Source organism: Pseudomonas marginalis (assembly GCF_024169655.1).
Lineage (GTDB): Bacteria > Pseudomonadota > Gammaproteobacteria > Pseudomonadales > Pseudomonadaceae > Aquipseudomonas > Aquipseudomonas paraveronii.
The window spans coordinates 4,626,872-4,640,450 of sequence record NZ_JALJWV010000001.1 but is presented as its reverse complement, the minus strand read 5'-3'; the positions used below and the strand labels follow the sequence as shown (position 1 = coordinate 4,640,450).

Sequence of the window (13,579 nt, the reverse complement as noted above, 5' to 3'; positions counted from 1 at the left end):
GGAGTGTCTCGTGGAAATTGCCTGTCTCGACCTGGAAGGGGTATTGGTTCCGGAAATCTGGATCGCCTTCGCTGAAAAAACCGGTATTGAATCCCTGCGGGCGACTACCCGGGACATTCCCGACTACGACGTGCTGATGAAGCAGCGCCTGCGCATCCTCGACGAACACGGGCTCAAGCTCGCCGATATCCAGGAAGTGATCGCCACCCTCAAACCGCTGGACGGCGCCATCGAGTTCGTCAACTGGCTGCGTGAGCGCTTCCAGGTGGTGATCCTGTCGGACACCTTCTACGAATTCTCCCAGCCGCTGATGCGTCAGTTGGGCTTCCCGACTCTGTTGTGCCACCGCCTGATCACCGACGAAACCGATCGCGTGGTCAGCTACCAACTGCGCCAGAAAGACCCCAAGCGCCAGTCGGTGCTGTCGTTCAAGAGCTTGTACTACCGCGTGATCGCTGCCGGGGATTCGTACAACGACACCAGCATGTTGGGCGAGGCTGACCGTGGGATTCTGTTCCATGCGCCGGAAAATGTGATCCGCGAGTTCCCGCAGTTCCCGGCGGTGCATACGTTTGAAGCGCTGAAGAACGAGTTCATCAAGGCTTCGAATCGGCCGTTGAGTCTGTAAGTCGTTCAGCGAAGCCGACGGCCCCATCGCGGGCTCGCTCGCGATGAGGCCTCTATAAACGCCTGAGATCCTAGGCGCCTGCCAGCAACCGCTCATACGGGATGCTCAAGCCTTCATGCAGGCGCTTGATCATTGACAGGCTCAGCTTGCGCTTACGGTTGAGCACTTCGGACACCCGGCCGCTGGTGCCGATGAATGCCTCCAGGTCGCGCGCCGTCATGCCGAGTTGCTCCATGCGAAAGCGGATGGCTTCCACCGGGTCCGACGGCGGCATTGGATAATGTTCGGCCTCGTACTTTTCAATGAGGACCGCAAGGATTTCCAGCTCATCGCCCTCGGGCGAGCCGATTGGCGCTTCCCATATCTGTTCGACGCGTGCGAGCGCGGCGGTGAGGTCTTCTTGGGAATGTATGGGTTTGATGTTCATCACACGGTCTCCGCGTTGATCTGATCGTACTGTGCGTGGGTCCCGACGAAACGTATGAACCCAAGCTGACGCTGATAATTGATCGCCATGATCACTCGATACCGGTTGCCGCCCACGTTGAATACAACCCTGCTGCCTTTGAGGATGCTCGCGGTTCCGAGCTCCGCCTTGAGCGCTTGCGGCGTTGGGTATGCAGCCTTCTCCATATGGCGATACAACTCGACCAGCGGTGTTTTGGCGTCGATGTAAGCTGGGTGGCTCTCCCAGAAGAGACGTAAGGTCGAGAACGCGATTATCCGCATGAGCTGGACCTCCCAATTTGGGAGATATTAGTCTCAGGCAAGTGCAGATGCAATCTTGGAAATATTTTCTGACGAGTAAGCAATCGCTTCATGTGATCCTTCACAGATGGCGGGTGGACGGTCGAAACCGGACGCTATCCTCCAGCTCATACGCCGTCCACAGCGCTTCTGATTCAGGTTTTTTCTGCGCTCGGGCGCTACGCCCCGAAGCCAGGAAGGGCGCTGCGCTAGAGGTTTTCCAGCGTTTGTAACAACACCCGCACCTTGGTCAGCGACTCCTGATATTCCGCCTGCCATTCCGAGTCGGCGACGATCCCGCCGCCGCCCCAGCAGCACACCTGGCCGTCCTTGACCAGCAAGCTGCGGATGGCGATGGAGCTGTCCATCTCGCCGCGCACGTCCAGGTACACCAGCGAGCCGCAGTACAGCCCGCGCCGGGTCGGCTCCAGTTCGTCGATGATCTGCATCGCGCGGATTTTCGGTGCGCCAGTGATGGAGCCGCCGGGGAAGCTGCCGGCGATCAGATCCAGGGCGTCCTTGTCGTCGGCCAATTCGCCGGTGACGCTGCTGACCAGGTGATGCACGTTGGGGTAGCTTTCCAGGCTGAACAACTCCGGCACGTTCACCGAGCCGGTGCGGCAGGTGCGACCGAGGTCGTTGCGCAGCAGGTCGACGATCATCAGGTTCTCGGCACGATCCTTGGGGCTCGCCAGCAGTTCGGCGGCGTTGGCGGCGTCTTCTTCAGGCGTCAGGCCGCGCGGGCGGGTGCCTTTGATCGGGCGGGTTTCGACCTGGCGCTGGCTGATCTTGATGAAGCGTTCCGGCGACAGGCTCAGTACCGCGCCATCATCCGGCAGGCTCTGAAACCCGGAAAATGGCGTCGGGCAGGCTTCGCGCAAGGCGCAATAGGCCGCCCAGGGATCACCGCTGCACGCTGCGCGAAAGCGCTGGGTGAAGTTGACCTGGTAGCAGTCGCCCGCCTGGATGTAGGCATGGATGCGTGCGATGGCGTGTGCGTAGGTCTGGGCGCTGAGGTCCGGTGTCATGGGGCCGTGGAGTTTGAAAGCGGTCGCTGTCTCTGCACTTGGTTGGCTGAACAGGCTGATCAGTCGCTGCCGCTCGCCATCGACCAGCGCCGGGTGAAAGACCAACTGGCTGGTTTGCGCCTGGTGATCGCTGACCAGGGCCCAGGCATACAGCCCAAAACGTGCGTCCGGCAGGTGCAGATCATCCACCGCCTGGTGCGGCAGTTGTTCCAGGTGCCGGCCGAAATCGTAGCTCAGGTAACCGATCAGACCGCCGGCAAACGGCAATTCGTACCCAGCCGGCAATGCCGCTTCACCCAACTGCGTAAGGTTTTCCCGCAGGCGTTGCAGGAACTCGCTGCCGCTCTCGTCAGGCCGCACCGCCAGCGTCGCCTTGGGCCAGGCGCTGAGCAGGTCATAACGCCCACGCTCGGCCACCGGGCGGCCGCTGTCCAATAGCACTGCGCCAGGGGCGTGGCGAATCGCCGCAAAATACTCGGCGGGGTTGGCCCGGTAGGGCAGTGGGTGTACAGAGCAGGTCAACATGCGGGGTGGATCAGCTGATGGCGTGGGGGAGGGGATTGTAGACCCCTGTAGGATTTGGTCCTAGAGGGGATGTCGGGGATAGACAGATCGAAGGCCGGCTCAGCCTTCGACGGCGGGGATGTGCCCGAACATGGCCTGCACGAACTTCACCCGTTCTTCCGGCGTTTCCGTCGCGCCGGCAGCTTTCAACTCTTCCAGTCGTGCCTCGACCGCATGGGTGCGCAGGGTCAGGCCGCAGTCGTTGGCGATCTGGATATTCAGCCCCGGCCGCGCATTCAGTTCGAGGATCAGCGGGCCTTTTTCCTGGTCCAGCACCATGTCCACACCGATGTAGCCCAGCCCGCACAACTCATAACAACCTGCGGCGAGTTTCATGAACCCGTCCCAGTTCGGCAGTTGCACGCCATCCACCGCGTTGGTGGTGTCGGGGTGTTTGGTGATGATGCTGTTCAGCCAGGTGCCGCGCAGGGTCAGGCCGGTGGCCAAATCTACGCCCACGCCGATCGCGCCCTGGTGCAGGTTGGCCTTGCCGCCGGACTGGCGGGTCGGTAAGCGCAGCATGGCCATCACCGGGTAGCCCATCAGCACGATGATGCGGATATCCGGCACGCCTTCGTAACTGATGCTCTTGAAAATCTGGTCGGGCACCACGCGGTACTCGATCAGCGCGCGGTCGCGGTGGCCGCCCAGGGAGTACAGCCCGGTGAGGATGCTGGAGATCTGATGCTCGATTTCCTCATGGCTGATGATCTTGCCGGACACCGTGCGATAGCGCCCTTCAAAGCGGTCGGCGATGACGAGGATGCCGTCACCGCCAGCGCCCTGGGCCGGCTTGATCACGAAGTCGCTGCGCCCGCCAATGATCTCGTCGAGCTTGTCGATTTCCTTCTCGGTGGAGATCACCCCGTACATTTCCGGCACGTGGATACCGGCCGCCAGGGCCCGTTCCTTGGTGATGATCTTGTCATCCACGATCGGGTACAGGCTGCGCTTGTTGTACTTGAGCACGTAGTCGGCGTTACGCCGGTTGATGCCCATGATGCCCCGTGCTTCCAGGGCCTTCCAGGTCTTCCAGAAGCCGAACATTACGAGTCAGCCTTGAGGAAGGCCTTGAAGCGCACCAACTCGGTCAGGCGATAGCCGCGATAACGCCCCATGGCCAGCATGAAGCCCACCAGGATCAGCAGGATCGCCGGGAAGGTGAACACAAAGTAGACCAGCTCCGGCACGCTCATGATCAGGTGCGCCAGGGACGCTGCGAACAGCGTGCCGATCGCCACTTTCATCGCATGCCCGGCACCGCGCTCTTCCCAGGTGATCGACAGGCGTTCGATGGTCATGGTCAGAATCACCATCGGGAACAGCGCCACCGACAGCCCGCGCTCCAGCCCCAGTTTATGGCTGAACAGGCTGATGGCCGCGATCAGCACCACGACGAAGGTCAGCACCACCGACAGCCTCGGCAGCATCTGCAGTTTCAGGTGTTCCAGGTACGAGCGCAGCGACAAGCCCAGCGCCGTGATGATTGTAAACAGCACAATCCCGAAGCCCAACTGGGTCTCGCGGAACGCCAGGGCGATCAGCACCGGGGTAAACGTGCCCAGGGTCTGCAGGCCGATCAGGTTGCGCAGGATCAGGATCACCAGCACGCCAATCGGGATCATCACCATGATCATGAAGGTCTGCTGGGTTTGCAGTGGCAGGCCGTACAGCGAGTATTCGAGGAAGTTGGCGTCGGTGTTTTCGTCGGTCAACTTGGCCAGGCGAATCGCGTTCATTTCGCTGTTGTTCAGGCTGAAGGTGACCATGGCTTTCTTGCCGCCATCGACGGTGATCAGGTTTTCATCGCCGGTCCACCACAGCAGGCGGTCGGCGGGCAGGCCTGGTTCGCCGGTTTCCGGGTTGAAGTACAGCCAGTCATTGCCATTGAAGCTGCGCAGCCACAGTTCCGGGGTTTGCGGCTGGTCGGCGACGAGGCGGATGGTGTGGACTTTTTCCACCGGCACGTGGGCGATGGACAGCAGCAGTTCGACGATCTTGGCCTTGTGCGGCGTGGAGGGGTCGCCCGCCAGCAGCAGCTTGACGTTGTCGTCGTTGAGGTTGTTGGTGCGCTTGATGGCTTCGGTAATAAAGGTTTCAACATCGGCCGAGTGCTGGCGGATCGGCGCCAGCAGGGCTTCGGCGGCGATTTTTTCCGGGCCTTCCACGGCAATGCTGTCGCGGAAGGTCGGGCCCTTGATCTTGACCTTTTCGCCGCTGTAACGCTTGGTCAGCACCAGGCGGTAATACAGGGTCTGGTTGCCCTTGGCCCGGCGCGCCGACCAGGTGACCTTGCGGTTGCCATCGATGCGGTTGACGCTGACCCCATAGTTATTCGAGATGAAACTCTCATTGAGGCTGACGAAGTCGCGGCTCAGGGGCGGCACGAACATCTGGATCTTCACCGGGTCTTTCGGGTTGGCGACGAACTCGACCTTGGCGTCGATGTTCCACAAGTCGTCGGTGGCGTCCTCGGTGACGGGAATGCCCAGCACGAAGATCTGGTAGGCGGTGACCGAAATACCCAGCACCACCAGGAGGGTGATCAGGATTTTCAGGTGCAGGGTCAGAGAGCGCATTCGGTTTACTCGGCAGTATGAGCGTCGGCGGCGCAGGCAGGTTTGCCCGCTGCGTATTTAAGACTGGGGTCGACCAGCGCATCGAAGCGTTTCAGCGCTTCGGAGCCAATCAGCAGCGGGAATTGGAAAGCGCTGCGGTCAGTCAAGTTCACTTCGATGCTGCGTAAAGCGCTGCCCATGCAGATGTCCAGGGCAATCACTGGACGGGCGGTGTAGTTCTTGTCCTCATCGGGGTCGTAGTCACCGGCGCGGCGTTTGATCTTGCTGACGCGGGCCAGTGGGCGTTCGATGGGGTGGGAATGGGCGGTGTCGATGGCCAGGTAGAAGCGCACCCAGGATTCACCGTTGCGCTTGAAGCGTTTGATATCGCGGGCGCTCAACGAGGCGGTCTTGGCGCCGGTGTCGAGTTTGGCCGCCACTTCCAGGTCGATATCTGCCAGCTTGGCGTATTCGTTGAGGCCATACACGGTCTTCTCGGCGGCAGCACAGAGCCCCGGTATAAGTCCCGGTATGAACAGTAGGCAAAACAATCGGGGGAAGGGCTTGAGTCTCATAAATCCTGAGGCGGTGCAGTGCGATGTTCAATTCAAGGCGACTGGCATTGCTGCGCAAGCTCCCTCGTGCGCCGTTTCATCAAGAGATGTCAGGCAAAAGCGGCGGCTATTCTAACATGATGCTTTTTTGGCGCCAGCGCTGGCAGGCGGCCATGCTCGTGCTGCTTGCAACGTTGGTTATTAGACGATTGTCGACAATGTTGATTTATTCTTTGACTAAGTAGGGCTAATTGGCTAGTTTTTGCGACATTGCTTTTAAAGGTGTCGACAATATGCTGGATCAATCGGAATCTCCGGTGGTCTCCCCGGAAGAATCCCAGACAATGTCGGAGAACGTCTTTAGGCGTATACAGGCCGCTATCGTCAAAGGTGAGATCGCCCCCGGCAGCAAGATCTCCGAGCCGGAACTGGCGCGCACCTATGGCATCAGCCGCGGCCCGTTGCGTGAGGCGATCCACCGCCTCGAAGGCCAGCGCCTGCTGGTGCGCGTGCCCCATGTCGGCGCTCGCGTGGTGTCGTTGAGCCACGCGGAATTGATCGAACTCTATGAAATCCGCGAATCCCTCGAAGGCATGGCGTGCCGCCTGGCCGCCGAGCGCATGACTGATGCCGAGATCGAAGAACTGCGCCAGGTGCTGCACACCCACGAACGGGATGCGGCGTTCCAGGCCGGTGTCGGCTATTACCAGCAGGAAGGCGACTTCGACTTTCATTACCGGATCATCCAGGGCGCCGGCAACCGCACCTTGACCCAAATGCTCTGCGGCGAGCTGTACCAGCTGGTGCGCATGTACCGCATCCAGTTCTCCGCGACCCCCAATCGTCCACGCCAGGCCTTTGCCGAGCATCACCGAATTCTTGACGCGATCGCCGATCGCGACGGTGAACTGGCCGAGTTGTTGATGCGTCGTCACATCGGCGCCTCCAAACGCAATATCGCCCGCCACTTTCCAGGCGGTGCTCCCCAGACAGCCACTCAGCGAGGTGAGTCATGAGTTCCACTAACAACCGCACTCCAGGCCAGCGTTTTCGTGACGCGGTCGCCAGCGAACACCCATTGCAGGTGGTCGGCACGATCAATGCCAACCACGCACTGCTGGCCAAGCGCGCTGGCTTCAAGGCGATCTACCTGTCGGGTGGCGGGGTGGCCGCAGGTTCCCTCGGCGTGCCTGACCTGGGCATTACCGGCCTCGATGACGTGCTGACCGACGTGCGCCGCATCACCGATGTGTGCGACCTGCCGCTGCTGGTGGACGTGGACACTGGTTTCGGTTCCTCGGCCTTCAACGTGGCGCGTACCGTCAAGTCGATGATCAAGTTCGGCGCCGCCGCTATCCATATCGAAGACCAGGTCGGCGCCAAGCGCTGCGGTCATCGTCCGAACAAAGAAATCGTGTCCCTGCAGGAAATGGTCGACCGCATCAAGGCCGCCGTGGATGCGCGCACCGATGACAGCTTCGTGATCATGGCGCGTACCGATGCGCTGGCCGTCGAAGGCCTGGAATCCGCCCTGGAACGCGCCGCCGCCTGCATCGAGGCCGGCGCCGACATGGTGTTCCCGGAAGCCATCACCGAGCTGGACATGTACAAGCTGTTCGCGTCAAAGGTGAAGGCGCCGATCCTGGCTAACATCACTGAATTCGGTGCAACCCCGCTGTACACCGTCGAACAGTTGAAATCTGCCGATGTTTCCCTGGTGCTGTACCCGCTCTCGGCCTTCCGTGCCATGAACAAGGCTGCCGAGAACGTCTACACCGCGATCCGTCGCGATGGCACCCAACAGAACGTGATCGACACCATGCAAACCCGCATGGAGCTTTACGATCGCATCGACTACCACACCTTCGAGCAGAAGCTCGACGCGCTGTTCGCCGCCAAGAAGTAACGAACGCGCCTCCCGGATAACTACAAAATTGGAGAGTAACCATGGCTGAAGCAAAAGTACTGAGCGGCGCTGGCCTGCGTGGCCAGGTGGCCGGGCAGACCGCACTGTCCACCGTGGGCCAGGCCGGTGCCGGCCTGACCTATCGCGGCTACGACGTGCGCGAACTGGCCGCTGATGCGCAGTTCGAAGAAGTCGCCTACCTGCTGCTGTACGGCGAATTGCCGACCAAGACCGAACTGGCTGCCTACAGCGCCAAGCTGAGCAAGCTGCGTGACCTGCCCCTGGCGCTCAAAGAAGTGCTCGAGCGCATCCCGGCCGACGCCCACCCGATGGACGTGATGCGTACCGGTTGCTCGTTCCTCGGCAATCTCGAGCCGGAGCAGGACTTCAGCGTACAGCGCGATGTCACCGACCGTCTGCTCGCTGCCTTCCCGGCGATCATGTGCTACTGGTACCGCTTCAGCCATGACGGCAAACGCATCGACTGCGTGACCGACGAACCTTCCATCGGCGGTCACTTCCTGCACCTGCTGCACGGCAAGGCGCCGAGCGAGTTGCACGTCAAAGTGATGAACGTGTCGCTGATCCTCTACGCCGAGCACGAATTCAACGCGTCGACCTTTACCGCGCGTGTCTGCGCGTCGACCCTGTCCGACCTGTATTCCTGCGTCACCGCCGCGATCGGCTCGCTGCGCGGCCCGCTGCACGGCGGTGCCAACGAAGCGGCGATGGAAATGATCGAGCGCTTCCTGTCGGCGGAGGACGCCGTCGACGGCACCCTCGCCATGCTGGCGCGCAAGGACAAGATCATGGGCTTCGGCCACGCGATCTACAAAGACTGCGACCCGCGCAATGAGGTCATCAAGGGCTGGTCGAAACTGCTCGCCGAAGAAGTCGACGACAAGGTGTTGTTCCCGGTCTCCGAGGCCATCGACAAGGTCATGTGGGAGCAGAAGAAGTTGTTCCCCAACGCCGACTTCTACCATGCCTCGGCGTACCACTTCATGGGCATTCCGACCAAGCTGTTCACGCCGATCTTCGTGTGCTCGCGCCTCACTGGCTGGGCCGCTCACGTGTTCGAACAGCGCGCCAACAACCGCATCATCCGTCCAAGCGCCGACTACATCGGCGTCGAGCAGCGCAAGTTCGTGCCAATCGAACGTCGCTGAAGGCCGACGATTCCAAGACTGAAATGAGCTCAAAAGGTGGGAGGGGGCAAGCCCTCTCCCACATTTGAATCGCATTTCAAATCTGGATCAGTGGGTCCCTTTTGTAATCACCGTGACCGAGTCCCGACGATGAACACTGAATTTCGCAAATCGCTCCCCGGCAGCCGCCTCGATTACTTCGACGCCCGCGCGGCTGTCGAGGCAATCACCCCCGGCGCCTACGCCACCTTGCCTTACACCTCCCGCGTACTCGCGGAAAACCTGGTGCGCCGTTGCGCCCCGGCCACCCTCAATGCTTCCCTGAGCCAACTGATCGAACGCAAACGCGACCTCGACTTCCCTTGGTTCCCGGCGCGGGTGGTGTGCCATGACATCCTCGGCCAAACCGCCCTGGTCGACCTCGCCGGCCTGCGCGATGCCATCGCCCTGCAAGGCGGCGACCCCGCCCAGGTCAACCCGGTGGTGCCGACCCAACTGATCGTCGACCACTCCCTGGCCGTCGAAGCCGGTGGTTTCGACCCGCAGGCGTTCGAGAAAAACCGCGCCATCGAAGACCGCCGCAACGAAGACCGCTTCCACTTTATCGAGTGGACCAAAAAGGCCTTCAAGAACGTCGACGTGATCCCGCCGGGCAACGGCATCATGCACCAGATCAACCTGGAGAAAATGTCTCCGGTGATCCAGGTGCGTGACGGCGTGGCGTTCCCCGACACCTGCGTCGGCACCGACAGCCACACCCCGCACGTGGATGCCCTCGGCGTGATCGCCATCGGCGTCGGCGGCCTTGAAGCCGAGAGCGTGATGCTCGGCCGCGCGTCATGGATGCGCCTGCCGGAAAGCGTCGGCGTGGAGCTGACGGGCAAGCTGCAACCGGGCATCACCGCCACCGACATGGTGCTGGCGCTGACCGAGTTCCTGCGTCAGCAGAAAGTGGTGGGCGCGTGGCTGGAGTTCTTCGGCGAGGGTGCATCGGCACTGACCCTGGGCGACCGTGCGACCATCTCCAACATGGCCCCGGAATACGGCGCGACGGCGGCGATGTTCTACATCGACCAGCAGACCATCGCCTACCTGAAACTCACCGGCCGTGAAGACGCGCAAGTCGCCCTGGTCGAGCAATACGCCCGCCAGACCGGCCTGTGGGCCGACGACCTCAAAGGCGCCCAATACGAGCGCGGCCTGACCTTCGACCTGTCCAGCGTCGTGCGCAACATGGCCGGCCCGAGCAACCCGCACGCCCGTGTCGCCACCAGCGACCTCGCCGCCAAAGGGATCTCCGGCCAGTGGGATGACGTGCCGGGGCAAATGCCCGACGGTGCGGTCATCATTGCCGCGATCACCAGTTGCACCAACACCAGCAACCCGCGCAACGTGATCGCTGCCGGCCTCCTGGCGCGCAACGCCAACAAGCTGGGGCTGAGCCGCAAGCCGTGGGTCAAGTCGTCCCTGGCGCCCGGTTCGAAAACCGTGGCCATGTACCTGGAAGAAGCCGGCCTTGGGCACGAACTGGAAAAACTCGGTTTCGGCGTGGTGGCCTTCGCCTGCACCACCTGCAACGGCATGTCCGGTGCGCTCGACCCGGTGATCCAGCAAGAGATCATTGACCGTGACCTGTACGCCACCGCCGTGTTGTCGGGGAACCGCAACTTCGACGGGCGTATCCACCCGTATGCCAAGCAAGCGTTCCTGGCTTCGCCGCCGCTGGTGGTGGCCTACGCGATTGCCGGCACCATCCGTTTCGACATCGAGAAGGACGTGCTGGGCCTCGACGCCGACGGCAAGGAAATCCGCCTGAAAGACATCTGGCCGAGCGACGAAGAAATCGACGCGGTGGTCAAGGCGTCGGTCAAGCCGGAACAGTTCCGCAAAGTGTATATCCCGATGTTCGCGATCCACGAAGACACCGGCCCGAAAGTCGCGCCGCTGTATGAGTGGCGCCCGCAAAGCACCTATATCCGCCGTCCGCCGTACTGGGAAGGCGCGTTGGCCGGTGCGCGTCCGCTCAAGGGCATGCGCCCGCTGGCGGTGCTGCCGGACAACATCACCACTGACCACCTGTCGCCATCCAATGCGATCATGCTCGACAGCGCCGCCGGCGAATACCTGGCGAAAATGGGCCTGCCGGAAGTTGACTTCAACTCCTACGCAACCCACCGCGGCGACCACCTGACCGCGCAACGCGCGACCTTCGCCAACCCGAAACTGTTCAACGAAATGGTGGTGGAAAACGGTAAGGTCAAGCAGGGCTCCCTGGCGCGCATCGAGCCGGAAGGCAAGGTCACACGCATGTGGGAAGCCATTGAAACCTACATGGAACGCAAGCAGCCGCTGATCATCATCGCCGGCGCCGACTACGGTCAGGGTTCGTCCCGCGACTGGGCAGCCAAGGGCGTGCGCCTGGCGGGTGTGGAAGCGATTGCCGCCGAAGGTTTCGAGCGCATTCACCGCACCAACCTGGTGGGCATGGGCGTGTTGCCGCTGGAGTTCCTGCCGGGCACCGACCGTCACACGCTGAAGATCGACGGCAGCGAAACCTACGACGTGGTCGGCGAACGCACCCCGCGTGCGCAACTGACCCTGGTGATCAACCGCAAGAATGGCGAACGTGTCGAAGTGCCGGTGACCTGCCGTCTGGACACCGCTGAAGAAGTGTCGATCTACGAGGCGGGCGGCGTGTTGCAACGTTTTGCCCAGGACTTCCTGGAATCGGCGGCGACCGTCTGAAGAGGATAACCATGGCACACGTACCGCAAATCAAGATCCCCGCCACCTACATGCGTGGCGGCACCAGCAAGGGCGTGTTTTTCCGCGTCCAGGACCTGCCCGAGTCGGCGCAGGTGCCGGGTGCTGCGCGCGATGCCCTGCTGTTGCGGGTGATCGGCAGCCCCGACCCCTACGACAAGCAGATCGACGGCATGGGCGGCGCCACGTCGAGCACCAGCAAAACCGTGATCCTCGCCAAGAGCAGCCGCGCCGAGCATGACGTGGATTACCTGTTCGGCCAGGTCGCCATCGACAAACCGTTTGTCGACTGGAGCGGCAACTGCGGCAACCTGTCGGCGGCGGTGGGTTCCTTCGCCATCAGCGCGGGCCTGGTCGATCCAGCCCGTGTGCCGCATAACGGCGTGGCCGTGGTGCGGATCTGGCAGGCCAATATCGGCAAGACCATCATCGCCCACGTACCGATCACCGACGGTGCGGTGCAGGAAACCGGTGACTTCGAACTGGACGGCGTGACCTTCCCGGCTGCCGAAGTGCAGTTGGAGTTCATGGACCCGGCCGCGGAAGAAGAGGGCGGCGGTGGTTCGATGTTCCCCACTGGCAACCTGATCGACGACCTGGAGGTGCCGGGTATCGGCACCTTCAAGGCCACGCTGATCAACGCGGGCATCCCGACGATCTTCATCAACGCCGAAGACCTGGGTTACACCGGTACCGAGCTGCAAGGCGCGATCAACGGTGACCCCAAGGCCCTGGCGATGTTCGAGACCGTGCGGGCCCATGGCGCGTTGCGCATGGGGCTGATCAAGCACCTGGACGAAGCCGCCCAGCGCCAGCACACGCCGAAGGTAGCGTTCGTGGCTAAGCCTGCGGATTACGTGGCGTCCAGCGGCAAGGCGATCAAGGCCGGCGATATCGACCTGCTGGTGCGTGCCTTGTCCATGGGCAAGTTGCACCACGCGATGATGGGCACCGCAGCGGTGGCGATCGGCACCGCTGCAGCGATTTCCGGGACCTTGGTCAACCTCGCGGCGGGCGGCGTGGAGCGCAATGCGGTGCGCTTCGGGCATCCGTCCGGCACCTTGCGGGTCGGCGCTGAAGCTACCCAGGTGAACGGCGAATGGGTGGTGAAGAAGGCCATCATGAGCCGCAGTGCGCGGGTGTTGATGGAAGGCTTCGTGCGCGTGCCAGGCGACGCGTTCTAAAACCCAACACCAATCCCCTGTGGGAGGGGGCTTGCCCCCGATAGCGGTGTGCCAGTCGACACATTCGTTAACTGACCCGCCGTCATCGGGGGCAAGCCCCCTCCCACAAGGAATCTCTATTCCAAGGCAGGCATCCAAGATCTGCTTCCAGTAACCGTGAGCCCGAGGACTGACCCCCACCCACTTTGGAGAACAGCCATGAGCGCCAACGTCGACCAGAACAACCGTCCCGACTACGACCAGGTTTTGCAGGACATCGCTGACGGCGGGCGGCGTGGAGCGCAATGCGGTGCGCTTCGGGCATCCGTCCGGCACTTTGCGTGTCGGCGCCGAAGCCACCCAGGTCAACGGCGAATGGGTGGTGAAGAAGGCCAACACCAATCCCCTGTGGGAGGGGCTTGCCCCCGATAGCGGTGTGCCAGTCGACACATTCGTTAACTGACCCGCCGTCATCGGGGCAAGCCCCCTCCCACAAGGAATCTCTATTCCAAGGCAGGCA

13 protein-coding genes and 1 pseudogene are annotated in these 13,579 nt (G+C 62.0%); 8 read left to right on the top strand and 6 right to left on the bottom strand.

The window, feature by feature from the left end; all coding sequences use genetic code 11:
• The first annotated feature begins 10 nt into the window (after nucleotides 1-10).
• Nucleotides 11-628: a bifunctional phosphoserine phosphatase/homoserine phosphotransferase ThrH gene (gene thrH, locus J2Y83_RS21175; protein ID WP_253397982.1), complete on the top strand. Its 618-nt coding sequence runs from the start codon at nucleotides 11-13 to the stop codon at nucleotides 626-628.
• Nucleotides 629-698: 70 nt separating this feature from the next.
• Here thrH and J2Y83_RS21170 read toward each other — a convergent pair whose 3' ends face one another.
• The 6 genes from J2Y83_RS21170 to J2Y83_RS21145 all read right to left on the bottom strand — a co-directional run bounded on the left by J2Y83_RS21170 (nucleotide 699) and on the right by J2Y83_RS21145 (nucleotide 6,100).
• Nucleotides 699-1,055, bottom strand: coding sequence for a helix-turn-helix domain-containing protein (locus tag J2Y83_RS21170; RefSeq protein WP_017848481.1), 357 nt, complete (start codon nucleotides 1,053-1,055; stop codon nucleotides 699-701).
• Entirely contained in the window at nucleotides 1,055-1,357 is a 303-nt protein-coding gene (locus tag J2Y83_RS21165; RefSeq protein ID WP_046489372.1) for a type II toxin-antitoxin system HigB family toxin, read from the bottom strand. Before J2Y83_RS21165 ends, J2Y83_RS21170 begins: the two co-directional genes overlap by 1 nt.
• A gap of 227 nt (nucleotides 1,358-1,584) precedes the next feature.
• On the bottom strand, nucleotides 1,585-2,928 hold the full coding sequence (gene pabB / locus J2Y83_RS21160) for an aminodeoxychorismate synthase component I (RefSeq protein ID WP_253397980.1): 1,344 nt from the start codon (nucleotides 2,926-2,928) through the stop codon (nucleotides 1,585-1,587).
• Nucleotides 2,929-3,027: 99 nt separating this feature from the next.
• Complete coding sequence (locus tag J2Y83_RS21155; protein ID WP_247401191.1) at nucleotides 3,028-4,014, bottom strand: alpha-L-glutamate ligase-like protein; 987 nt, start codon at nucleotides 4,012-4,014, stop codon at nucleotides 3,028-3,030.
• Entirely contained in the window at nucleotides 4,014-5,546 is a 1,533-nt protein-coding gene (locus J2Y83_RS21150; protein WP_247401188.1) for an inactive transglutaminase family protein, read from the bottom strand. The genes J2Y83_RS21155 and J2Y83_RS21150 overlap by 1 nt, the downstream gene beginning before the upstream one ends.
• Nucleotides 5,547-5,551: 5 nt before the next feature.
• Complete coding sequence (locus J2Y83_RS21145) at nucleotides 5,552-6,100, bottom strand: ATP-dependent zinc protease family protein (RefSeq protein WP_247401171.1); 549 nt, start codon at nucleotides 6,098-6,100, stop codon at nucleotides 5,552-5,554.
• A 47-nt stretch (nucleotides 6,101-6,147) separates the two neighbouring features.
• Between J2Y83_RS21145 and J2Y83_RS21140 the strand changes: the two genes are divergently transcribed.
• The 7 genes and pseudogenes from J2Y83_RS21140 to J2Y83_RS29910 all read left to right on the top strand — a co-directional run.
• Nucleotides 6,148-6,324, top strand: coding sequence for a hypothetical protein (locus J2Y83_RS21140; RefSeq protein WP_247401168.1), 177 nt, complete (start codon nucleotides 6,148-6,150; stop codon nucleotides 6,322-6,324).
• 48 nt (nucleotides 6,325-6,372) lie between these two features.
• A complete protein-coding gene (locus J2Y83_RS21135; protein ID WP_373423739.1) occupies nucleotides 6,373-7,095 on the top strand; it encodes a GntR family transcriptional regulator in 723 nt (240 codons plus the stop codon).
• Nucleotides 7,092-7,985 carry a methylisocitrate lyase gene (prpB, locus tag J2Y83_RS21130; protein ID WP_253397978.1) on the top strand — a complete coding sequence of 298 codons (894 nt, stop codon included), beginning with the start codon at nucleotides 7,092-7,094 and terminating at the stop codon, nucleotides 7,983-7,985. The genes J2Y83_RS21135 and prpB overlap by 4 nt, the downstream gene beginning before the upstream one ends.
• Nucleotides 7,986-8,026: 41 nt before the next feature.
• Nucleotides 8,027-9,154 carry a bifunctional 2-methylcitrate synthase/citrate synthase gene (gene prpC / locus J2Y83_RS21125; protein WP_253397976.1) on the top strand — a complete coding sequence of 376 codons (1,128 nt, stop codon included), beginning with the start codon at nucleotides 8,027-8,029 and terminating at the stop codon, nucleotides 9,152-9,154.
• A gap of 129 nt (nucleotides 9,155-9,283) precedes the next feature.
• Nucleotides 9,284-11,878, top strand: a complete 2,595-nt coding sequence (gene acnD, locus J2Y83_RS21120) for a Fe/S-dependent 2-methylisocitrate dehydratase AcnD (protein ID WP_253397974.1) — start codon at nucleotides 9,284-9,286, stop codon at nucleotides 11,876-11,878.
• Between the two features lie 11 nt (nucleotides 11,879-11,889).
• The gene (prpF, locus tag J2Y83_RS21115) at nucleotides 11,890-13,080 is read left to right on the top strand and encodes a 2-methylaconitate cis-trans isomerase PrpF (RefSeq protein ID WP_253397972.1); all 1,191 of its coding nucleotides are present in this window, start codon (nucleotides 11,890-11,892) and stop codon (nucleotides 13,078-13,080) included.
• 256 nt (nucleotides 13,081-13,336) lie between these two features.
• Nucleotides 13,337-13,522, top strand: a pseudogene (locus J2Y83_RS29910) (putative methylaconitate Delta-isomerase PrpF); the annotation flags it as partial.
• Between the last annotated feature and the right edge of the window lie 57 nt (nucleotides 13,523-13,579).